19 protein-coding genes are annotated in these 21,571 nt (G+C 67.8%); 10 read left to right on the top strand and 9 right to left on the bottom strand.

Annotated elements, in window-relative coordinates; translation table 11 throughout:
- The first annotated feature begins 45 nt into the window (after positions 1-45).
- Genes P5F91_RS14135 through P5F91_RS14150 form a run of 4 tightly spaced genes read left to right on the top strand, consistent with a single transcriptional unit; the run spans position 46 to position 7,500 of the window.
- The gene (locus P5F91_RS14135) at positions 46-3,363 is read left to right on the top strand and encodes a transglutaminase family protein (protein ID WP_277907446.1); all 3,318 of its coding nucleotides are present in this window, start codon (positions 46-48) and stop codon (positions 3,361-3,363) included.
- Entirely contained in the window at positions 3,356-5,914 is a 2,559-nt protein-coding gene (locus tag P5F91_RS14140) for a circularly permuted type 2 ATP-grasp protein (protein ID WP_277907447.1), read from the top strand. The genes P5F91_RS14135 and P5F91_RS14140 overlap by 8 nt, the downstream gene beginning before the upstream one ends.
- Positions 5,892-6,869, top strand: coding sequence for a transglutaminase family protein (locus P5F91_RS14145; protein ID WP_277907448.1), 978 nt, complete (start codon positions 5,892-5,894; stop codon positions 6,867-6,869). The genes P5F91_RS14140 and P5F91_RS14145 overlap by 23 nt, the downstream gene beginning before the upstream one ends.
- 49 nt (positions 6,870-6,918) lie before the next feature.
- Positions 6,919-7,500, top strand: a complete 582-nt coding sequence (locus tag P5F91_RS14150) for a YdeI/OmpD-associated family protein (protein WP_277907449.1) — start codon at positions 6,919-6,921, stop codon at positions 7,498-7,500.
- 53 nt (positions 7,501-7,553) lie between these two features.
- On the opposite strand, the gene P5F91_RS14155 is transcribed toward P5F91_RS14150, so the two are convergent.
- The 3 genes from P5F91_RS14155 to P5F91_RS14165 form a co-directional block, all read right to left on the bottom strand.
- Positions 7,554-8,816: a hypothetical protein gene (locus tag P5F91_RS14155; RefSeq protein WP_277907450.1), complete on the bottom strand. Its 1,263-nt coding sequence runs from the start codon at positions 8,814-8,816 to the stop codon at positions 7,554-7,556.
- Between the two features lie 118 nt (positions 8,817-8,934).
- Positions 8,935-10,212, bottom strand: coding sequence for a hypothetical protein (locus P5F91_RS14160; protein WP_277907451.1), 1,278 nt, complete (start codon positions 10,210-10,212; stop codon positions 8,935-8,937).
- 78 nt (positions 10,213-10,290) lie between these two features.
- Positions 10,291-10,728, bottom strand: a complete 438-nt coding sequence (locus tag P5F91_RS14165) for an EamA family transporter (protein WP_145616364.1) — start codon at positions 10,726-10,728, stop codon at positions 10,291-10,293.
- A 99-nt stretch (positions 10,729-10,827) separates the two neighbouring features.
- Here P5F91_RS14165 and P5F91_RS14170 point away from each other — a divergent pair, with 99 nt between their 5' ends.
- Positions 10,828-11,175 (top strand): TfoX/Sxy family protein, encoded by a 348-nt coding sequence (locus P5F91_RS14170; protein WP_277907452.1) that lies wholly within the window; start codon positions 10,828-10,830, stop codon positions 11,173-11,175.
- A 3-nt stretch (positions 11,176-11,178) separates the two neighbouring features.
- Here P5F91_RS14170 and P5F91_RS14175 read toward each other — a convergent pair whose 3' ends face one another.
- Positions 11,179-11,721 (bottom strand): hypothetical protein, encoded by a 543-nt coding sequence (locus P5F91_RS14175; protein ID WP_277907453.1) that lies wholly within the window; start codon positions 11,719-11,721, stop codon positions 11,179-11,181.
- Between the two features lie 252 nt (positions 11,722-11,973).
- On the opposite strand from P5F91_RS14175, the gene P5F91_RS14180 reads away from it, so the two are divergent.
- The 3 genes from P5F91_RS14180 to P5F91_RS14190 all read left to right on the top strand — a co-directional run bounded on the left by P5F91_RS14180 (position 11,974) and on the right by P5F91_RS14190 (position 14,532).
- Positions 11,974-12,813 (top strand): isopenicillin N synthase family dioxygenase, encoded by an 840-nt coding sequence (locus P5F91_RS14180; protein WP_040843582.1) that lies wholly within the window; start codon positions 11,974-11,976, stop codon positions 12,811-12,813.
- Positions 12,814-12,906: 93 nt separating this feature from the next.
- On the top strand, positions 12,907-13,743 hold the full coding sequence (gene mazG / locus P5F91_RS14185) for a nucleoside triphosphate pyrophosphohydrolase (RefSeq protein ID WP_277907454.1): 837 nt from the start codon (positions 12,907-12,909) through the stop codon (positions 13,741-13,743).
- A 12-nt stretch (positions 13,744-13,755) separates the two neighbouring features.
- Complete coding sequence (locus P5F91_RS14190) at positions 13,756-14,532, top strand: SDR family NAD(P)-dependent oxidoreductase (protein ID WP_277907455.1); 777 nt, start codon at positions 13,756-13,758, stop codon at positions 14,530-14,532.
- Between the two features lie 153 nt (positions 14,533-14,685).
- Here the strand turns inward: P5F91_RS14190 and P5F91_RS14195 are convergent, their stop codons facing one another.
- The 3 genes from P5F91_RS14195 to P5F91_RS14200 all read right to left on the bottom strand — a co-directional run bounded on the left by P5F91_RS14195 (position 14,686) and on the right by P5F91_RS14200 (position 16,159).
- A complete protein-coding gene (locus P5F91_RS14195) occupies positions 14,686-14,826 on the bottom strand; it encodes a hypothetical protein (RefSeq protein WP_186454592.1) in 141 nt (46 codons plus the stop codon).
- 62 nt (positions 14,827-14,888) lie between these two features.
- A complete protein-coding gene (locus tag P5F91_RS29880) occupies positions 14,889-15,137 on the bottom strand; it encodes a DUF6265 family protein (protein WP_422394465.1) in 249 nt (82 codons plus the stop codon).
- On the bottom strand, positions 15,134-16,159 hold the full coding sequence (locus tag P5F91_RS14200) for an alpha/beta fold hydrolase (RefSeq protein ID WP_186454591.1): 1,026 nt from the start codon (positions 16,157-16,159) through the stop codon (positions 15,134-15,136). Before P5F91_RS14200 ends, P5F91_RS29880 begins: the two co-directional genes overlap by 4 nt.
- A gap of 373 nt (positions 16,160-16,532) precedes the next feature.
- On the opposite strand from P5F91_RS14200, the gene P5F91_RS14210 reads away from it, so the two are divergent.
- Positions 16,533-17,333, top strand: a complete 801-nt coding sequence (locus tag P5F91_RS14210) for a glycosyltransferase family 2 protein (RefSeq protein ID WP_277907456.1) — start codon at positions 16,533-16,535, stop codon at positions 17,331-17,333.
- A 3-nt stretch (positions 17,334-17,336) separates the two neighbouring features.
- Entirely contained in the window at positions 17,337-18,038 is a 702-nt protein-coding gene (locus P5F91_RS14215) for a glycosyltransferase family 32 protein (RefSeq protein ID WP_277907457.1), read from the top strand.
- Here the strand turns inward: P5F91_RS14215 and P5F91_RS14220 are convergent.
- Entirely contained in the window at positions 18,035-20,449 is a 2,415-nt protein-coding gene (locus tag P5F91_RS14220; protein ID WP_277907458.1) for a S9 family peptidase, read from the bottom strand. The two genes, P5F91_RS14215 and P5F91_RS14220, sit on opposite strands and share 4 nt — an antisense overlap.
- A gap of 50 nt (positions 20,450-20,499) precedes the next feature.
- On the bottom strand, positions 20,500-21,513 hold the full coding sequence (locus P5F91_RS14225) for a hypothetical protein (protein WP_277907459.1): 1,014 nt from the start codon (positions 21,511-21,513) through the stop codon (positions 20,500-20,502).
- Between the last annotated feature and the right edge of the window lie 58 nt (positions 21,514-21,571).

Genomic DNA, 21,571 nt, shown 5'->3' on the forward strand with positions numbered 1-21,571 from the left:
ACCGGGGGCTATGGGTCGCCATCGCTTCCGCGAACAGGGGAAGTCATGAGCATCCACGTCGCCATCAATCACAAGACCAGCTACCGCTACGACCGGCTCATCAATCTGGGGGCACAACTGGTGCGCCTGCGGCCGGCGCCGCATTGCCGCACGCCCATCCTGTCGTATTCGCTGAAGGTCACGCCCAAGCAGCACTTCCTGAACTGGCAGCAGGACCCGCAGTCCAACTGGCTGGCACGCCTGGTCTTCCCCGAGAAGACGGAGGAATTCACGCTGGAGGTGGACCTGGTGGCCGACATGGCGGTCATCAACCCCTTCGACTTTTTCCTGGAGCCGGCGGCGGAGAAATTCCCCTTCACCTATGAGCCGTGGCTGGCCAAGGACCTCAAGCCCTTCCTGGAGGCTGACGAGCCCGGCCCCCTGGTCAAGGCACTGCTGGCCGATGTCGACCTCACGCCCACGGGCACCGTCGCCTTCCTGGCCGATCTGAACCTGAAGCTGCAGCAGCGCATCGGCTATGTCATCCGCCTGGAGCCCGGTGTGCAGACGCCGGAGGAAACGCTGCAGCTGGGCACCGGTTCCTGCCGCGATACCGCCTGGCTGCTGGTGCAGATCCTGCGCAACCTGGGCCTGGCCGCCCGCTTCGCCTCCGGCTACCTGGTGCAGCTGGTGGCCGACCAGAAGCCGCTGGAGGGGCCGGACGGCCCCACGGCGGACTTCACCGACCTGCACGCCTGGACCGAGGTCTACCTGCCCGGCGCCGGCTGGATCGGGCTGGACCCCACCTCCGGCCTGTTCGCGGGCGAGGGCCACATCCCGCTGGCCTGCACGCCCGACCCCTTCTCCGCCGCCCCGGTCACCGGCGGCCTGGACATGTGCGAGGTGACGTTCGAGCACGAGATGTCGGTCACCCGCATCCGGGAGCAGCCGCGCACCACCAAGCCCTACACCCCCGACCAGTGGGGCGCCATCGACCGGCTGGGCCAGCAGGTGGACCGCGAGATCGTGGACGGCGACATCCGCCTGACCATGGGCGGCGAGCCCACCTTCATCTCCATCGACGACATGGAGGGGGCGGAGTGGAACACGGCCGCGCTGGGCCCCACCAAGCGCCTGCTGTCCGGCGACCTCATCCGCCGCCTGCAGGCGCGCTACGCCCAGGGCGGCCTGCTGCATTTCGGCCAGGGCAAGTGGTATCCCGGGGAAAGCCTGCCGCGCTGGGCGCTGCAGCTGTTCTGGCGGCGCGACGGCGACGCCCTGTGGACCCATGCCGAATACCTGGCCGATGAGCGCCGGCACTATGGCTATGGCCTGGCCGAGTCCGAGCGGTTCATCCGCCGCCTGGCGGAACGGCTGGGCATCAATCCCGACTACGCGCGGGGCGCCTTCGAAGATCCCTGGCACTACATCCGCAAGGAACGCGAGCTGCCGGTAAACGTCGACCCGTTCGACAGCAAGCTGGAAAACGCGGAGGAGCGGGCGCGCCTGGCCAAGGTGTTCGACACCGGCCTGGGCACCGCCGTCGGCTACGCCCTGCCCATCAGCCGCCGGCATGAGGCCAGCGGCCCCGTCTGGCTGTCCAGCGCCTGGACCACGCGCAGCGATCGGCTGTTGCTGGCCCCGGGCGACAGCCCCATCGGCTATCGCCTGCCCCTGGGTTCCCTGCCCTGGGTCGACACCATCGACCGCGTCTATTCCTACGAGCAGGATCCCTTCGACAGCCGGCCGGACCTGCCCTCGCGCGAGGACCTGGAACGGCAGATGGTGCTCCGCAAGGGCCAGACGGAACCCTTGAGCCAGCGCGCCATGGCCGATGTGCGCGACCAGGTGCCGGAAAAAGGCACCAGCGCTTGGTGGCTGGTTCGCACCGCCCTGTGCGTTCAGCCGCGCGACGGCCGCCTCTACATCTTCCTGCCGCCCACCAGCTATCTGGAGGACTGGATCGAGCTGGTCACCCAGATCGAGGCCACCTGCGTCGATCTGGACCTGGCCGTCGTCCTGGAGGGCTATCCCCCGCCCCGCGACCCGCGCCTGAACAGCATGGCCGTGACACCGGATCCGGGCGTCATCGAGGTGAACATCCACCCCTCGTCCAACTGGCAGGATCTGGTCTACACCACCACCACCCTGTATGAGGACGCGCGCCAGACCCGCCTGGGCACGGAGAAGTTCGCGCTGGACGGCCGCCACGTCGGCACCGGCGGGGGCAACCATGTGGTGGTGGGCGGCCCGACGGCGGCGGACAGCCCCTTCCTGCGCCGGCCGGACGTGCTGCGCTCTCTGCTGGCCTATTTCCAGAACCACCCCAGTCTGTCCTACCTGTTCAGCACCATGTTCATCGGCCCCACCAGCCAGCACCCCCGGGTGGACGAGGCGCGGCACGAAAGCCTGTATGAACTGGAGATCGCCTTCAAGGAGCTGGATCGCGCCGGCCCCAACCCGCCGCCCTGGCTGGTGGACCGGGCGCTGCGCCACCTGCTGGTGGACGTGCAGGGCAACACCCACCGCTCCGAATTCTGCATCGACAAGCTGTACAGCCCCGACAGCTCCACCGGCCGGTTGGGCCTGGTGGAACTGCGCAGCTTCGAGATGCCGCCGCACGCGCAGATGAGCCTGGTGCAGCAATTGCTGTTGCGCACCCTGATCGCCTGGTTCTGGCGGGAGCCCTATCGCGCCGGCCTGGTGCGCTGGGGCACCAAGCTGCACGACCGCTTCCTGCTGCCGCAGTTCGTGACCCAGGACATCCAGGACGTGGTGGCGGAGCTGCGCGAGGCCGGCTACGCCTTCGAGGAGTCTTGGTTCGCCCCGCACCTGAACTTCCGCTTCCCCAAGATCGGCAGCGTCAGCCAGCGCAGCCTGACCCTGGAACTGCGCACGGCGCTGGAGCCCTGGCACGTGCTGGGCGAGGAGCCAGGCGGCGGCGGCACCGTGCGCTATGTCGACAGCAGCCTGGAACGCATCCAAGTCCGCATGACGGGCATGGTGGGCGACCGCTACGCCGTCACCTGCAACGGCCGCCGCCTGCCCCTGCACCCCACGGGCACGGAGGGCGAATATGTGGCGGCCGTCCGGTATCGCGCCTGGCAGCCGCCCGGATGCCTGCACCCGACTATCCCCGTGCATACGCCCCTGGTCTTCGATATTTTGGATCTGTGGACGGAACGGTCCGTCGGCGGCTGCACCTATCACGTCGCCCATCCAGGAGGGCGCAACTTCACCACCTTCCCGGTCAATGCCAACGAAGCGGAGGGGCGCCGGCTGGCGCGCTTCCATCCCTTCGGGCATACGCCGGGGCCCATGGCCATCCCGCCGGAAACACGGAACCCGGACTATCCCATGACCCTAGACCTGAGACTTGGCTGAACAGGATTTGGCGGAGCCCGTTTCCCAACAGCCGCCCGAGCAGCCTTCGCTGTTCAGCGACGCCGGCGACCTCGGTTATGGAACCGGTCCCATCTTTGACGAGATGGTGACCGGCACGGGGCAGTTGCGCGCGCACTGGCAGCAGTTCTTCGCCGCCCATGGCCCGTTCACCCCGGAGCAGATGGCGGCGCGGTGGGCGGCGGCGCGCCAGCGCCTGTTCCTGAACGGCGTCACCTTCAACTCCTACCGTGATCCGCAGGGGACGGAACGGCCTTGGCCGCTGGATCCCGTGCCCCTGCTGCTCTCGGCCCGGGAATGGCAGGCGATCAGCGCCGGGCTGGTGCAACGGGCCACGCTGGTCGAAAAGGTGCTGGAGGACTTTTACGGTCCCCAGACCCTGCTGTCCGACGGCGCCATCCCTCCCAGCCTGCTCTATGCCGATCCTGGCTACCTGCGCGCCTGTCAGGGCATGGAGGTGCCGGGCGGCCGGCGCCTTGTGCTGTTCGCCGCCGACCTGGTGCGCGACGGCGACGGCCAGTGGCGGGTGCTGACCTGCCGGACGGAGGCGCCCACCGGCGTGGGCTATGCCCTGGAGAACCGGGCGGTGCTGAGCCAGACCCTGGCCGACCCGTTCCGCGCCTGCAATGTGGAGCGGCTGTCGCCCTTCTTCGAGGCCCTGCGCGCGGCCGTCGCCCGCGCCGCGCCCCAGCATTCCGGGGTGGATGGCCATCCCCGCGCCGTGCTGCTGACCCCCGGCCCCTTCAACGAGGCCTATTTCGAGCACGCCTACCTCGCCCGCCATCTGCGCATGACCCTGGCGGAGGGGGCGGACATGGTGGTGCGCGACCAGGCCGTCTACCTGAAGACCCTGGCGGGCCTGGAACGGGTGGACGTCATCCTGCACCGCGTGGACGACGCCTTCTGCGACCCGCTGGAATTGCGCGTGGACAGCGCGCTGGGCGTCCCCGGCCTGCTGCAGGCGGTGCGCGCCGGATCCGTCGCCGTGGTCAACGCCCTTGGGTCCGGCATGGCGGAAAGCATGGCATTGCTGTCCCATATGCCGGCGCTGAGCCGGCGCCTGCTGGGCGAGGATCTGCTGCTGCCCAACGTGCCGACGTATTGGGGCGGGGATACGGAACAGCGAGAGGCGCTGCTGGCGCAGCTGAACCGCATGGTGATGCGGCCGGCCTTCTCCAGCCTGCCCGGCCACGTCGCCAATGGGCCGGACCTGGATGAGGCCGCGCGCGGGGACCTGGCCGCGCGCATCCGCGCGCGACCGCAGGACTGGGCGGGCCAGCTGCCGGTCGCGCCCTCCACCGCGCCGCTGTGGCGGGACGGCCGGGTGGAGCCGCGGCCCCTGGTCGTGCGCGCCTTCCTCTGTGCCAGCGGCGACGGCGGCTGGACGGTCATGCCGGGCGGCCTGGTGCGCATCAGCGCCGACGCGCGCCATGCCGCCGTTTCCCTGCAGGAGGGCGCCGGCTCCAAGGATCTCTGGATTGTCGGGGCGGAGCCACCGGGCATGATCCGCCGTCTGATCAGCACCCCCGATGGCGCGCGCGAGCCCAGCCCCGTGCCCGGCAACCTGCCCAGCCGCGCGGCCGACCACCTGTTCTGGGTGGGCCGATACGCCGAGCGCGCGGCGTCGGCCGTGCGCCTGCTGCGCGGTGCCACCCTGCGCCTGTCCGACGACAGCCGGCCGGCCGCGCGGGAGGAACTGTCGCCCCTGTTGCGCCTGATGGGCCGCGCCACCTTGATCCCGCAGGAAATCGCGCAGCTGCCCGACAGCGACGCCGTGCGCGGCATGCGCCAGGCGCTGGAAATCGCGGTCGATCCCGCCAACCCGGGCAGTCTGGTGGCCACCACCGGCCGGCTGCGCCGCGCCATGGGCAGCGTGCGCGATCGCTTGCCCCTGGACAGCCGCCAGATCCTAGGCCGCCTGGACGTGCTGGGCACCCGCCTGGCCAAGGCGGACCGCGCGGCGCTGGCCGTGCTGCTGGGCGACTTCAGCCAGGTGCTGGCGGCGCAGACGGGGCTGGAGCTGGACAGCATGCCCCGCGGCGCCGGTTGGCGTTTCCTGGTGCTGGGCCGCCGGCTGGAGCGCGCCATCGACGCGGTGGAGCGGCTGCAAGCCAGCGGCATCGCCCATGAGCGGCCGGACGCCGCCACGCAGGAGGTGCTGCTGGAACTGGCGGAGGCCGGACCCGCCTACCGTGAGCGCTTCCCGGTGGGGGTGCAGCGCGAGGCGGCGCTGAGCTTGCTGCTGACCGATCCGGAACACCCGCATTCCCTGCTGTTCCAGCTGGAGACCATCCGCCGCCAGGTTTCCCGCCTGCCCTCCCTGCCCGCCTTCGGCGCCGCCGGCGGCGCGGATCCGCTGATGCGCCTGGCGGACCTGGTGGCGCAGGCCAGCTATCGCGTGCAGGATCTGGCGCTGACCCGGGACATGGGGCTGTTGAGCGCCACCCTGTTCCAACTGGGCTGGGCGCTGCCCGACATGTCCAATCTGTTGTCACAAGCCTATTTCAGCCATGTCCGCGCCCGTGCCGCCTGACCAGCCCCGCCCAGCGCCCGTCCGCTACCGCTGCCGCCACACCACGCGTTACAGCTACACGGTGCAGGTCGTCTCCTCCCAGTTGATCGCCCACCTGGGGCCGCGCGACGTGGCCGGCCAGCGGGCGCGGGTGGTGGCGCTGACGGTGGAGCCCGAGCCCGCCGTGGTGGCGGACCGCCTGGATTGGCTGGGCAACCCCACCAGCTATGTCGCCATCGACACGCCCCACCTGGACCTGTCCATGACGGTGGAACTGGACGTCATCCTGTCGCCGCGGCCGGTCCCGGACTTGGAAGCGACACCGGCGTGGGAGGCGATCGCGGCCGAGGCGACCCGCCGGCTGGCGGTGGCGGAGTTCATCGAGGCCTCCCCCCGCCTGCCCCAACCCAGCCCGGATCTGGCCGCCTTCGCCGCCGACAGCTTCCCGGCCGGCAGGCCGGTCGGCGCCGGCGCCCGAGACCTGGCCCGCCGCATTCACGATGGCTTCGCCTTCGATGCCGCTGCCACCAGCGTGACCACGCCCGTGCTGGAGGCGCTGGCGCTCAAGCGCGGAGTCTGCCAGGACTTCGCCCATGTCATGATCGGCGCCCTGCGCGCCCTGGGCCTGCCCGCCCGCTACGTCAGCGGCTATCTGCGCACCCTGCCGCCACCCGGCCAGCCGCGCCTGCAAGGGGCCGACGCCAGTCACGCCTGGGTGCAGGTATGGTGCGGGCCCGACGCCGGCTGGATCGACATGGACCCCACCAACGACACGCTGATCGACCGCAACCACATCACCTTGGCCTATGGCCGCGACTATGACGATGTCTGCCCCCTGCGCGGCGTCATATTGGGCGGCGACACCCACGCCCTGTATGTCAGCGTGGACGTCGAAGAGATGGGGGATGAACCGCCCGCCGTGCGGCAGGCGCAAATCCAGGATGGCCAGGGCCAAAGCCAGTCACAGACGCTCTGACCCGTACAATAAAGAAAGATAATCAAAGATAAACGGTCGGGAGGACCGCATGACCCATCCCAAGATCGACGCCTATGTGGAAAAGGCCGGCAAATGGCGCGAGGAAGTCACCAAGCTGCGGGCCATCGCGCTGGATTGCCCGCTGGTGGAGGACTTCAAGTGGGGGCACCCCTGCTATACCTCAGACGGCGCCAACATCGTCCTGATCCACGGCTTCAAGGAGTATTGCGCCCTGCTGTTCTTCAAGGGCGCGCTCATGACGGACCCAAACGGCATCCTGATCCAGCAGACGGAGAATGTGCAGGCCGGCCGCCAGATCCGCTTCACCAACAGCGGTGAGATCGCCCAGTTGGCGCCAACGCTGAAGGCCTACATCCTGGAAGCCATCGCCGTGGAAAAGGCGGGCCTGAAGGTGGACTTCAAGCCGACCAGGGAATTCGCCGTGCCCGAGGAATTCCAAAGCCGGCTGGACAGTGATGCCACGCTGAAGGCGGCGTTCGACGCCCTGACGCCCGGCCGGCAGCGGGGCTACCTGCTGCACCTCTCCTCCGCCAAGCAGGCCAAGACCCGGTTGGCGCGCATCGAGAAATGCGCGCCCCTGATCCTGGCCGGCAAGGGACTGGACGACTAGCGTGGTCGGTTCAGGTGGCATCACCTGAACCGTGAAGCACGCGACAATCGAAATCAGTCCGCGACGATGCGGGCGCGCAGGTCGGCGTGGGTGAAGCGCAGCGCGTTCTCCGGCACCTCCGACCACGGGCCGATGAAGTCACCGGCCATATAGTGAAAGCCGGCGCCGTCGGCGTAGGAGGCCATCAGGCTGGTGTCCACGCCCTCCACGCCTGCATGCACGCGCAGGCGCAACGCCTCGTGCGAGAAGCGTGACAGCTCCGGTCCCCAGCGCTTGGGCGAGGCGCCGGGCGGCAGCAGCATGGTGACGATGTAGACGCCGGCCGCCGCCAAGGCCGGCAGGTCCTGGCAGCCGCTTTCCACCACGGCGATGACCACCCGGCTGAACTGTTTCAGGAACGCCACCATCTCGGTCGCCCGGCTGACCGGCACCCCTTGGGGGAAGCCCACGACATGGAAGGCCAGGAACGCCACCAGTTCCTTGGGAATGGCCTGCAAGGCCGCCAGGTATTCGCGCCGCCGGGCTATGCCGGCCAGCGTCTCGAAATGCACGGGCACGGACAGGAAACAGCGGAACTGGTTGCGATACAGTTCGCCGTAGACCTCCATCGTCTGGCGCAGCACATCCAGGTCCAGGCCCAGGATCTGCTGCATGTCCTGCGGGTCGGCGGCACAGTCGTAGCCCCAGAGCGGCAGACGCCCCCGGCGGGGCCGCATGGCCCGGGCGAGGTAAATGGACAGCACCTCCTTGCGCACGTCCCAGATGGGGCGGTAGACGACCTGCAGCGGCTCTTCCTGCGGGGCGGCGTGGGCCCACCAGGGATTGGCCTTGTCGGCGCTGGTCTCCGCCGCGACCGCGGCCCCCGCCAGCGAGGCGGCGCTGGCCAGCATGTCATGCAGGCTGCTGCTCTGGAACAGCAACTCCCCATCCATCTCATGCACGGCGGAATGGACGCGCACGGCGGCGGTGTCGACATCGCCCAGCAACAGGCGCTGCAGCTGCTCCACCACCTTGGCGCAGACCAGGCCCGCCTCTGTCCGGCCCAGCTGGTGGAAGACGACGATATAGCCCTCCTCCCCATGACGGAACCAGGCGTCCCTGGGATTCAACAGCTGCCGCAACAGGCGTTCCGCCAGCATGTGCACCCGGTCCGCCACCCGCGGCCAGCGGTTCCCCAGCCGCGCGCGCAGACTGTCCAGCCCCACCATGTGCAGGCTGCCGGCGGCGGCCTGAGTCTGGGCCTGGAAAATGGCACGCAGCTTGGGCGCCGCCTCCGTGAACTGTCCTGTCTGTTCCCGCTGAACCAAACCATCCATGACCGGCAATCCCAAAACTCCCCATCCCTAGGGCTTCAGATTGCCGGCCGGGTGGTTAAGAAGGGGTTGCCGCCAGCATCAGCTGCGGCCAGGCAACCAAAAATTGATCGTGTCAGCATCACGGTCCCCGGCTCGCGTCCATGCGGGCCTTCAGGTCGGTGCGGGTGAACCGCAGGGCGTTTTCCGGAACTTCGGACCAGGGGCCGATAAAATCGCCGGCCATGTATTGAAAGCCGGCCTCATCGGCATAAGAGGCCATGATGGCGGTATCCACCCCCTCGACGCCTGCGCGCAGGCCCAGACGGGTGGCCTCGTGCGAGAAGCGCTTGAGTTCGGTTCCCCAATGCTTGGGCGAGGCACCGGGCGGCAGCAGGATGATGGCGATGTGGACGCCCGCCGCCGCCAAGGCCGGCAAATCCTGGGAGCCGCTCTCCACCACGGCCGTCACCACCCGGCTGAACTGTTTCAGGACACCGACCATCTCGGCCGCGCGGCTGGATGGAATGCCCTGGGGGAGGCCGACCAGGTGGAAGGCGAGGAAGGCAAGCAGCTCCCGGTGAATGCCCTGAAGGGCGGCCAGATATTCCCGCCGCCGTCCCACGCTGGCTAGCGTTTCGAAATGAACCGGCACCGAGAGGAAGCAGCGGAACTGGTTCGCATACAGCTCCCCGTACACGTCCATGGTCTGCCGCAGCACCTCAAGATCCAGCGCCAGTATCTGCTGCATGTCCCGGGAATCGTTGATGCAGTCATATCCCCATAAGGGCTGCCGCCCCCGGCGCGGCCGCATGATGCGCGCCATGTAGATCGACAGCGCCTCCTTGCGCACATCCCAGATGGGCCGATAGACCACCTGCGCCGGCTGTTCCTGCAAGGCGGCATGGGTCCACCAAGCGCTGGCCTTGCCGGTTTCCACCGCCGTCGCGTCCGCCGTGGACTGCGCCGCCTGCGCCGCGGCGCCCACCAGCATTTCGCTCAGGCTGTTGCTTTGGAACACCAATTCGCGGCCCACCTGATGAACGGCGGAATGGACGCGCACAGCGGCGGTATCAACATCCCCCAGCAGCAGGCGCTGCAATTGCTCCACCACCTTGCCACACACCAAGCCGGCCTCGCGCTGGCCCAGCTGGGCGAAGACGACGATGTAGCCCTCCTCCCCATGGCGGAACCAGGTATCCTTGGGCGTCAGCAATTGCCCCAGCAGGCGCTCCGCCAACATGTGCACGCGGTCCGCCACTCGTGGCCAGCGGTTCCCCAACCGCTCGCGCAGGCTGTCCAGCCCGACCATGTGCAGGCTGCCGGCACAGGCTTGGTTCTGCGCGCGGAAAATGGCGCGCAGCTTGGGCGCGGCCTGTAGAAACTGTTCGCTCGACGGTTCCAGTTCCAAGCCATCCACAAAACACCCCCCGTTGAAAATTCTTTATTTTTGTCGCCATAGAATGGTGTGGAAACCGTTAAGAAACCCTTATCCACCTCAGCCGCGCCAGGCCACCAGCACGGCGCCCAGGGCGATGAAGGCCACGCCCAGCCAATTGGGCAGGCTGAGCCTTTCGCCCAGGAACAGCACGCCGAACAGCGCCACCAGCACCACGCTCATCTTGTCGATGGGGGCCACCCGCGCCGCCTCGCCCAGCTTCAGCGCCCGGAAATAGCAGAGCCAGGACCCGCCGGTGGCGAGGCCTGACAGCACCAGGAACAGATAGCTGCGGGCGGACACGCTGCCCGGCGGCTGCCACTGCCCGGTGATGGGCAGCAGGGCGGCGATGACCAGCAGGATCACCGCCGTGCGAACCAAGGTGGCGAAGTCGGAGTTCACGCCCTCCACCCCCACCTTGGCCAGGATGGCGGTCAGCGCCGCGAACAGGGCCGACAGCACGGCCCAGAATTGCCAGGTCAGTTGGGGAGAGTTCATGGGGCTGGACCTTCGCCGGAATGGGGCCACCATCCTGCCAGCACCTGTCACGCCCGGGATGCTAAATTCCCCGTTACAAACCTAACGGCAGGGACCCTTATGGCACACGACCCAAAGAAACTTCAGGCCGTCATGGCAGCGGCGGCGCCGGACCTGGAACTGACCTACAAACCCATGTTCGGTGGCATCCTGGCCTATGCCGGGGGCAAGCCCGTCGCCTCGCTCTCCGACGTTGGGCTGGCGCTGAAGCTGTCGGGGGCGGACCAAACGGCGCTGCTGGGCCTGCCGGGCGCCAAGCCGTTGCAGTATGGGCCGGACCAGCCGGTCAGCAAGACCTACGTCGTGGTGCCCGACGGCCTGCTGGCCGATGCACCGACCTTGCGCGACTGGGTGCACAAGGCGGCGGCGCAGGCGGCCAAGGCACCGGCCCGGAAGAAGACGGCCTGAGGCTTATTTGCGCCGCGTCACGTCGCCCTCGGCCACAATCATATAGCCGGGGGCGCCGGGGGGCAGCATCTCGAACTTCACGTGCAGGGTGCCCGCGTCCCGCCTGGTATAGCCCAGGCGGAAGCCCGGTGTGGCGGGCGTGGCGTCCGCCAGGAAGGTCACGCTTTCCCCGGCCGTCACCTGGGCGCTGGTGTAGTGGATGGTGTGCTGGCCATCCAGATAATCGGCATGCAGGGTGCCGTCCTGCGGATAGATCAGCATGATCTGGTCGAAACCGGCGCCCGGCACCGGCTTGCCATCCTTGCCCATCAGGTCGGTGTGGTCCTGGCGGAGCAGCCCACCGCCGCCGGCAACAGCCCGGATGGTGGAGGTGCCGCGCGCCGTGCCGCCATCCGCCGTCTTGCCCCCGCCGCTCCAGTCGCCCAGCAGAAAGCCCAGCGGCGCCAGGGCGGGCGCCAAGGTGGGCGGGTTGGGGCTGGGCGGGTTCTGCTGCGCCAGGGCGGCGGTGGAGGCCAGCATCAGCGCGGCGACCGGGAACAGACGCATGAGGGACCTCCGGACAGGGCACCGCAACTTCACCATACCCCTGCAAAAAACGGAAACACTCTCCAACATCTGGGTGGTTGACGGCGGGCCGCCGGCCTGCTGATAGTCGCCGAAATTCGACATGGCTGCCCGCGGCCGGCCTTGATCCTTAAAACAGTCCCTGGCCCGCGGCCCGGGGGCGGATGTAACGGCGTCCGCGTGCCACCCCTTACCCGCGAAGGCGGGGCGGACGGGCGCCTTCAGGGAACACCCATGTTCGATATCGCCAGTGTTGATTGCACCGAGTCCACGGCCCCGGCCGAGTTCGTGCGTTCCATGCACGAGACCGGCTTCGCTGTGCTGCGCAACCACCCCATCGATCCGGCGCTGATCGACCGCCTGTACAAGGAATGGGCGGCGTTCTTCGCGTCGGAGTCCAAGATGGACCACCTGTTCTCGCCCGAGACGCAGGACGGCTATTTTCCCTTCCGCTCGGAAAACGCCAAGGACAGCCCCATCAAGGACCTGAAGGAATTCTATCACGTCTATCCCAACCGGCCCCTGCCGGCGGGCGTGAAGGAAGCGACCGAGGCCATGTACGCCGCCCTGACCCAGTTGGGCGCCGACCTGTTGGGCTGGCTGCAGCAGCACACCCCGGATGCGGTGAAGGCCAAGTTCTCCGTCGCCTTGCCGGACATGATGGTGGGCAGCACGCAGAGCCTGTTCCGCGTGCTGCACTATCCGCCCCTGGCGGATGGCTTCGAGCCGGGCGCCGTGCGCGCCGCCGCGCATGAGGACATCAACCTCATCACCCTGCTGGTCACGGGCAGCGAGCCGGGCCTGCAGGCCAAGGATACCGCCGGCAACTGGCACGACGTGCCCTGCGACGCCGGCATGATCGCCGTCAACGGCGGCGACATGCTGAAGGAGGCGTCCGGCGGCTACTTCCCGGCGACCACCCACCGCGTGGTGAACCCGCCGCCGGAGCACAACGTCTCCCGCTATTCCATGCCCATGTTCCTGCACCCCCGGCCGGACGTGCGCCTCAGCGACGCCTACACCGCGGGTGAGTACCTGGACCAGCGGCTGCGCGAGATCGGCCTCAAGAAGTGATGCTCATGCCGCCGGGCCGGTGGCCTCGGGCGCATGGTTCGGTGTAGGAAGGGGGGCCATCCGGCTCCCCTTTCGCCTTTCCGGGACCAGCCCATGACCGACCGCCCGTCCGCGACCGCCCCCATCGACCGCCTGCTCGCCATCATGGCCAAGCTGCGCGATCCCGACGGCGGCTGCCCCTGGGATCTGGAACAGGACTTCCCCACCATCGCCCCGCACACCATCGAGGAGGCGTATGAGGTGGCCGACGCCATCGAGCAGGGCGACATGGCGGCGCTGAAGGAGGAATTGGGCGACCTGCTGTTCCAGGTGGTGTTCTACGCGCAGATGGCGAGCGAGCGGGGCCTGTGGGATTTCAACGACATCACCACGGCGCTGAGCGACAAGATGGTGCGCCGCCACCCCCATGTGTTCGGTGAAGAGGTCGGCGCCGTGGCCGACGCCACCGACCAGGTGAAGAATTGGGAAGCCCAGAAGGCGGGGGAGCGCGCGGCCAAGGCCGCCGCCAGCGGCGCCAAGGCCTCCGCCCTCGACGGCGTCATCGGCGGCCTGCCGGCCCTGACCCGGGCGGTGAAGCTGCAGAAACGCGCCGCCCGCGTGGGTTTCGACTGGACCCAGGCCAAGGAGATCCTGGACAAGATCGAGGAAGAGATCGGCGAGCTGCGGGCGGAGATGGAGCACGCGGTCCCGGAGAAGGCCCGCATGCAGGATGAGCTGGGCGACCTGGTGTTCGCGCTGGCCAACCTGGCCCGCCATATCGACGTGGACCCCGAAACCGCCCTGCGCGGCACCAATGCCAAGTTCGAGCGGCGCTTCCGTCAGATCGAAGCCTGGCTGGCCGAGGGCGGCCGGGGCCCCAGCGACGCGACCTTGGAAGAGATGGAGGCCCTGTGGCAGAAGGCCAAGGGCCTGGAACGCCAAAGCACATAAGGAGGCAGTCTGATGAGTTACGCCCCGCCCCACATCCCCGCCATCGTCCTGATCTCCGGGGCCACCGGTGATTTTGGCACCGCCTTCGCCCGCCGCTTCGCGGCCCTGGGCAGCCGGCTCATCCTGACCGGCCGCAATACGGAGAAGCTGAAGGCGCTGGCCGGCAGCCTGGACGTGCCCACGCACACCCTGGCCTTCGACGTACGCGACCGCAAAGCCATGGAGGCGGCGGTGGCCAGCATTCCGGCGGACTTCGCCGCCATCGACCTGCTGATCAACAACGCCGGCCTGGCCCTGGGGATGGAACCCGCGCAGAAGGCCAACCTGGACGACTGGGAGATCATGGTCGACACCAACGACAAGGCGTTGGCGATCATGACCGGCCTGATCCTGCCGGGCATGGTGGAGCGGGGGCGCGGCCATATCATCAACCTCAGTTCCACCGCCGGCAGCTACCCCTACCCCGGCGGCCATGTCTATTGCGCCTCCAAGGCCTTCGTCACCCAGTTCAGCCTCAGCCTGCGGGCGGACCTGCTGGGCACCGGCGTGCGCGTCACCTCGGTGGAGCCGGGCATGGTGGAGACCAGCTTCAGCCTGGTGCGCTTCAAGGGCGACGCCGAGAAGGCCGCCAAGGTCTATGCCGACACCACGCCGCTGACGGCGGAAGACGTGGCGGAGTCGGTGACCTGGGCCGCCACCCTGCCCCCGCACTTCAACGTCAACCGCGTGGAAATCATGCCCACGGTGCAGGCGCCCGCCGGCCTGGCTGTCCACCGGTTCAAGAAATAACGTTCCCTCAAGCGCCGGGCGCCCGCTTCCGCGGGCTGGGCCTCATTCCTTTCCGCTGCACCACGTTCTGCGGAAAGGTCCGGCGGACGCGGTCGCGTCCTACAGCGGTATGAGAAAAATCTCATACCGCTGTTCCAGTGCTGGAGCGGCAGCCTAGCGGTCTTGCTGAAGGCGATAGCTCCATTGATCGAGCGCGCTGCCATCGATCTTCATGATCTCGACATGGATGACGTCGCCGACGCGCCAATAGTGGATGCGCTGAGGATAGCTGTTCGCGGGGTTTTCGAACGTCATGCCCGAGGGTTCGCGGGCAGTCTCGGTAAATGGGACCGGTGCGCGGCCATTCACGAAAACGTTCACCTGGCTTTGGGCCCGTCCACCGCGATCGTGACAAGTTCGATCGTGCGGCTTTTGCCATCATGAACGGTCTGCGAGGTCCCGACCTTGACCCCGCCAAGCGCGGGTCCCCAGACTTCACAGGTCTGCTCCGGCTTACCCGCCTCCGTGCACCAGCGGCCATTGAACCAGGCCAGCGGATCAGTGTCCTGCGCAAGCGCGGGCGAAGCTAGCAACGCGGCGACCGCGGCGATGAGGGGCGCCCTCACTTCGACACCGCGCGAACAACGTCGAGAACCGCGTCGATAACAGCCTGGGGCTGGTTCAGCTGGACCAGATGTCCCGAACCGTCGGCCACGCGCCGCTCTCCACGCCGGGAAAGCGCAGCAAGCGCCTTGTGGCTGTCAGTCCAGTCCGCCTGCAGCGCCGGATATTCCTCCTTGGCTTCCGGGGCCCACAGGCCTGGTTCACCCGCGCTGACCACGATCAGGGGCAGATCGCCATAGGTCCTGTCATTCTTCACGACGCGTTCTCCATTGGGCTCATACTCCTCGAAAGCCGAAGCTTGGGTGCGTAGCCGTGCGGGATCGGCATCGAGACGGGCCAGAACCGACTGCGCCTTTTCCGGAATTTCCGGGAAATAGATAAAGCACGGCGGCGCCGGCGCGCCGGTCTTGACGCGTCCGCTCTCCACGCCGCTCGCGCAATCGCGCAGTCGCTGAGCCTCGCCGGCGAGATAGGCCCGATCCGCGGCGGCGGCCTTGGGGCCGACGCCGGCTTCACGCGCGAGATCGTGAGGCCGCACCGGATCGACCAGGACGATCCCGACGACATCGCGCGGATGACGATCGGTAAAGGTCAGGACCTCGTGCGCTCCGGCTGAATGGCCAACCAGCACAAACGGCCCCTTCACATCCGCGACCTTCAAGGCGCGCTCAAGATCGTCGGTGGTCTGGCCGACGGTCTGCGGTGCCTTGGCGTCGGCGTCGCTGAGCCCGAAGCCCGCACGATCCCAGGCGCAGGCGCGCGTCACCTTGGCGACCTCGGGCTGCACCTTGGCCCAGGTGGCCGACCACCCGCCCAGGCCCGCCGTGAACACCACGGTGGGCGAGCCCTGTCCTAGGCACCGGAGATGGACACGCCGCGCGCCGTCGACAGGAACCAGGCCCTCGGGCGCGACATAGTCGGCCATCGCCTCGACCACCGGTACATCCTTGATGACTTGCGCGCGCGCATTGACCGTAAGGCCAGCGAGACCCAGTCCTATGGCGGCGCCAACAATAGCTTTCATGCTTCCTCCTGAAGCGTTGCAGGGCATCAAAGCGAGAACTGCCCAGACGCCGCATGTAAAGCCTGGGCCTGGACTCATAAACACTGGCACCAAATTCTGGCCGCGCCGGGCTTAACGGCAGCCAGGAAGTTTTCGGATCGTTTATCGTAGGGCGTTGCGATGCCACGCAACTGTTTTGATCCGGTTGAAGATCCCTTCCACCGGGTTCCTGCGTCAATAGACCAAAGCCAAGCGGATTTATGAGTTCACGGCCTAAATCGATAAGCGATCAGGCCCGCCTTGGCATCCCAACGCCAGTCTGAGAAACTGGCGCCAGGGTCCGGGGCGGGCCGTTTTCATTCCAGGTGTGTCCTTTCGGAACTTGGGGGGCCTGATGGCCGAGCTGCCGTTCTTTTCCGTCATCGTGCCCACGCACAAGCGGGCGTCGCTGCTGCGCCGGTCGCTGACATCCATAAATGCCCAGCGCGAGGGCGTGGGCGGGGTAGAGATCCTGGTGGTCTCCGACGCTACCGATGGCGATACCGACGCCGTCTGCGCCGAGCTGCTGACCCCCGCCGACATGTATGTCCGCCGCAACGGGGCGCCTGGCCCGTCCGCCAGCCGCAACATGGGGCTGAGCCTGGCCAAGGGCAGTTACATCCTCTTCCTGGATGATGACGATGCCTGGTACGAGGGCTTCCTGGCCGCCTTGAAGGACCAGCCGGCGGTGCGCCAGGGCCTGCCCGTCTATTTCAACTGCGCCATCGTGAATGAACGCCGGGGTGCCGACGCCGCCATCCTGTCGGAGGGGGGCGTCGATATGGCAGGCCGCCTGACCGATGAGATTTACCTGAAGAACCAGATCCCGGTCTGCTGCTTCGCCTTTCCCCGTGCCCTGCTGGCCGGGCTGAAGTTCGACGTGCACATGCGGGCGTACGAGGATTGGGAATTCATGCTGGCGGTCTATGCCCGGCAGAAGGCCCAGCACGTGCCGGTCATCGGCGCCCGCATCTTCAAGGACAGCGGGGCGGAATCCGAGCGTCGCGGCATCAGCCAGCAGTCCCACGACTACAACGCCGTGTTCGACTATCTCTACGTCTACCGCCGCCACAAGGCTCCCGACGCCGAGTTGGGCCAGCGGCGCGCCGCCCTGCTGAACAGTTTCAACATCCCTGTCACGCCCGAGATGGTGTGACCCGTGCCGCACGACCTGGATGCGCTGGAGAACCGCACCCTGTTCTGCCTGTGGACGGGACCTGAGGCGATGTCGGACGACCGCCTGCGGGCGCTGTGGACCATCTTCCGCACCACCGGCTGCGCCGTCGCCTTCCTGAACCGGGAGACGCTGGGCGACTGGGTGAAGCCGGCGCATCCGCTGCACCCCGCCTGGCCCTACCTCAGCGCCACGCACAAGGCGGACTATCTGCGCTGCTATCTCATGCACCACTACGGTGGCGGCTACACCGACATCAAGCCCACGGCCAAGGCCTGGGGCCCGTTCTTCGACCAGTTGGCACGGTCGGACAAGCTGGCCCTGGGCTATCAGGAGCTGGCCAACGGCGTTGCCCCTGTCGAGGGGCCGCTGGGCGACGAGTTGCGCCGGTCCTACACCGACCTCATCGGCCTCTGCGCCTTCATCTTCCGCCGGGGCACGCCCCTGACAGCCGCCTGGTTGCAGCGGACGGAGGCGTTGCTGGACCGGAAGCTGCCGGATCTGCGGCGCCATCCCGCCATCCACCCGCTGGACCGCCAGGGCATTCTGCTGCCGGACGGCACACCGTCACCCTACCCGCTGAAATGGACGGAGCTGCTGGGCGACATCTTCCACCCCCTGGTCTATGAGTTCCGGGGGCAGATCCTGCAGGCGCCGCTCCAGCCCAGCTTCATCCGTTACCGCTAGCCGTTACCGCTGGCTGGCGGCACGACCGCCGCCGTGCTGGTGCGGGCGTTCCAATCGGGCGCGTCGGCGCCGCCCAGCGCCTTCAGGAAAAATCCGTACTGCTTGCGCAAGGCATAGCGGATGGGCCCGGTGGAGCGCCCGGCGGAATGTCCCTCGCCCGGCACCACCAGCAAATCGAAGGTCTTGTCCGCCTTGATGAGGGCGTTCACCACCTGCATCGTGGACGACGGATCGACATTGTCGTCCAACTCGCCCACCACCAGGGCCACCTGGCCCGTCAGCCGGTGGGCGTTGTCGACGTTGGACGACTGGGCGTAGCTCTCATCCACCGGCCAGCCCATCCACTGCTCATTCCAGCTGATCTTATCCATGCGGTTGTCATGGCAGCCGGCGTAGCAGAAGGCGGCTTTGTAGAAATCGCCGAAGAACAGCAGGGCGGCCAGGGAACTCTGCCCGCCGGCGGAACCGCCGTAGATGCCCACGCGGGCAATGTCCAGTTGCGGGTACTGCGCGGCGGCGGCCTGCCACCATTTGATGCGGTCGGGGAAGCCGGAGTCCTTCAGGTTCTTCCAGCACACGTCGTGGAAGGCCTTGGACCGGTTCATGGTGCCCATGCCGTCGATTTGGGCCACGACGAAGCCCATCTCCGCTTGCGCCTGCATGCCGATGACCTTGTCGCCCCCGGAATGGAAGCCGAAGGGCCAGAAGGTCTTGGGCACGAAGCTGTCGTGCGGGCCCGCGTAGATGTTCTCGATGACCGGATAGCGCCGCGCGGGGTCGAAGGCCAGGGGACGGACGATGACGCCCCAGATGTCCGTCTTGCCATCGCGGCCCTTGGCCTTGAACACCTCCGGCGGGCGGAAACCGGCGGCCAGCAGGCGGCTGATGTCGCCACGCTCGATCTCCGCCACCAGCGACCGGTCGGCCGTGCGGCGCAACTCCATGACCGGGGCCATGTCGACGCGGGAATAGGTGTCGACATAGTAGGCCATGTCATCGGACAGGCTGACGTCGTGATAGGCATCGGCGGTGGTCAGCGGCACCAGGTTCCGGCCGTCGAAATCTACGCGGTAGAAATGCTGCAGGTAGGGATCTTCGCCCGGGCGCATGCCGCTGGCGGCGAAGTAGATCTGGCGGCGCTCATCGTCCACCTTGGTCACGTGGCGCACCACCCAGTCGCCCTTGGTGATCTGGGTCTTCACCTTCCCCGTGCGGCCGTCGATGAGATAGAGGTGGCTCCAGCCATCCCGTTCCGACAGCCAGATGACCTCCGCGCCGTCCTTCTTCACGTCATGGCGGAAGCGGCGCTCGTTGTTCACGAAGGTGGCGGCCGTCTCCGTCACCACGGCGCGCGGAGTGCCGGTGGTGGCGTCGATCTCGATCACCCGCACCATCTGATGGCCCCGGCGGGTGTATTCGAAGACCACGGTGGCGCTGTCGGCCCGCCACTCGAAATCCGTCATCAGGTAGGGGTTGGGGAACAGGGCGGCATCGATGTCCAGCTTCCGGCCCGGCGCACCGGTGCGGGGCACATGGAACAGCACCGGCTGCTCCTGGTCCACGGCGTCACCCGGCTTGGGGTAGAGCTGGGTGTGCAGCTTGGGCTCGATCTGGTCCTTGGGCGAGGATTCCACCTTGTGCACGTCCCGCCGGAATCCAGGACGTACGCGATAAATCGCCAGCTTCCGCGAGTCCGGCGACCAGGCGATGGTCTCGCCATCATAGAAATCGCCCTCGCTGCCATCGGTGCTCAGCGGCGTCACGGTACCGGTGGCGACCTCGCGCAGCGCCAGGTTCTGGTTCAGGATCAACGCCTCCCACCGTCCGTCGGGCGAGGCCTTGGGGCCATTGTCGCCCGGCTGGGTCAGGTCGCGCACCACGCCGAACCCCCGGGGCCGGCGGCCGCCCTCCTCCGGCTCCCGCTTGCAGGCATAGTCCGACAGCCGGCAGGACCATTCGGCCTCCTCCCACTCGAAGGTCAGGGTCTGGCCGTCCTCGCTGAAATGCGCGCGCTCGAACGGCAGATGCAGGCCGGTAAAGCTTTGACCAGCCGCCTTGCCGAACTCCGCCGCCAGCCGGTCGTGGTCAAAGGCCGGCTCCTTCCGCAAGGTGGCGGCATCGACCATTGTGAACTGAAAACCGCCCGGCACGGTCTTGCGGTACAGCAGGCGTTCGCTCTTGCCCACCCAGCGCGCGGGCCAGGCCACATTCTCCGTCAGGCCGATCCAGCGGTCGCGTAAGGAGAGCGCGCGCTCGTAGTCCGCCTCCGTCGGCACCGGCCCGGCAGCCGGCGCTGCGCCCGTGGGAAGTGGCGCGGCCGCCCCAGCCGCTTCCGCTGCCGCGCGGGCACCCAGGGCATGGGCCGCCGCGGCCGCGACAGGCAGGGCGGCGATAAACGAACGACGGCGCATGAAAGGCTCCCCCATGATCGAAGAAGCCATTTAAGAATTTATACAATATCCTATTCAAGGGATTTTTGAGTGTCGGCTAGTCTGTCGCGCACAGCGCCAATGAATTCCCGGGGCTCGTCGACGGCGAAGGCCAGCCTGCTCACGGTCAGGGCGGACCGCAGGAAGCGACGGCGCGCCTCCGGCACCGCCAGGGTCAGCGCCACATTAGGGGCAACCAGCCGGCTGAGGTTCTCCGACCCGCGCCGTTCCAGACCGTCGGCGGCACCGATGTGCGCGATGGCGTCATAGGGGATCAGCCGGTCGGCCAGAAGGCCGAAGCGTATGCGAACGCCCTGCGGTGTCAGCAATACGGGATGCAGGCGAAGGGACTTCGTCAGCCCCAGCAGATAGATGAAGCCGATATCCCCCACGGCGAATAGAATCAGCGCCGCCGTGCGGTGATGGATGCCCAGCGCCACATCCACCACCACGATTTCCATGACCTGGGCCGCCAGCAGGCCCCCCATCAGGGGCGTCAGGTCCCGATGGTAGCTGTAGGCTTGGCAGCCCGGCGGCACGTCCGGCGGCGAGCGCCAGCGAAACAAGGCCAGATGCAGCAACGCCAATTCCTTGGCCACAAGCTGGGCGAGCGGTGGTGGAACAAGGCAGGCGACGGCGGCCTCCAACTTCGCCACACCGGGCCGGCGCAGCACGGCCCAGGCCCCGGCCACCCCATAGAGAAGGTGCCCGCCAACCAAGGCCGCCACCACGGCGACGGCCCAGGGCATGTCCGCCAGGGCTGACCGCAAGAGCGGTGTGAGGCCCAGCACCCCAACGACCAAGCCGAGGGCGATGGCGGCCAGCACCACCCGCACCGCCGGCGGCCGGCCTAAACGCATCCGCTCCGCCACGATCAAGCCGGTGGCCAGGCTGTCCGCCGTGATCCACAGGAACAGCAGGGCCGCCAGGCCGGCGTGCGCTGCCGCCCACGGTGTGCGAATGGCCAGCAAGGCCACGGCGATGATAGGAAGGGGCGCCAGCCGCAGAAACGGGGCGACCGCCGGAAAGAGGGCTCGGGACGTCATGATCACAGGGCCTTCCAGTCGGAATATCCAGCTCAGGATATCATGGTTGACATGCCGG

It is taken from the genome of Nitrospirillum amazonense (assembly GCF_029594735.1).
GTDB lineage: Bacteria > Pseudomonadota > Alphaproteobacteria > Azospirillales > Azospirillaceae > Nitrospirillum > Nitrospirillum amazonense.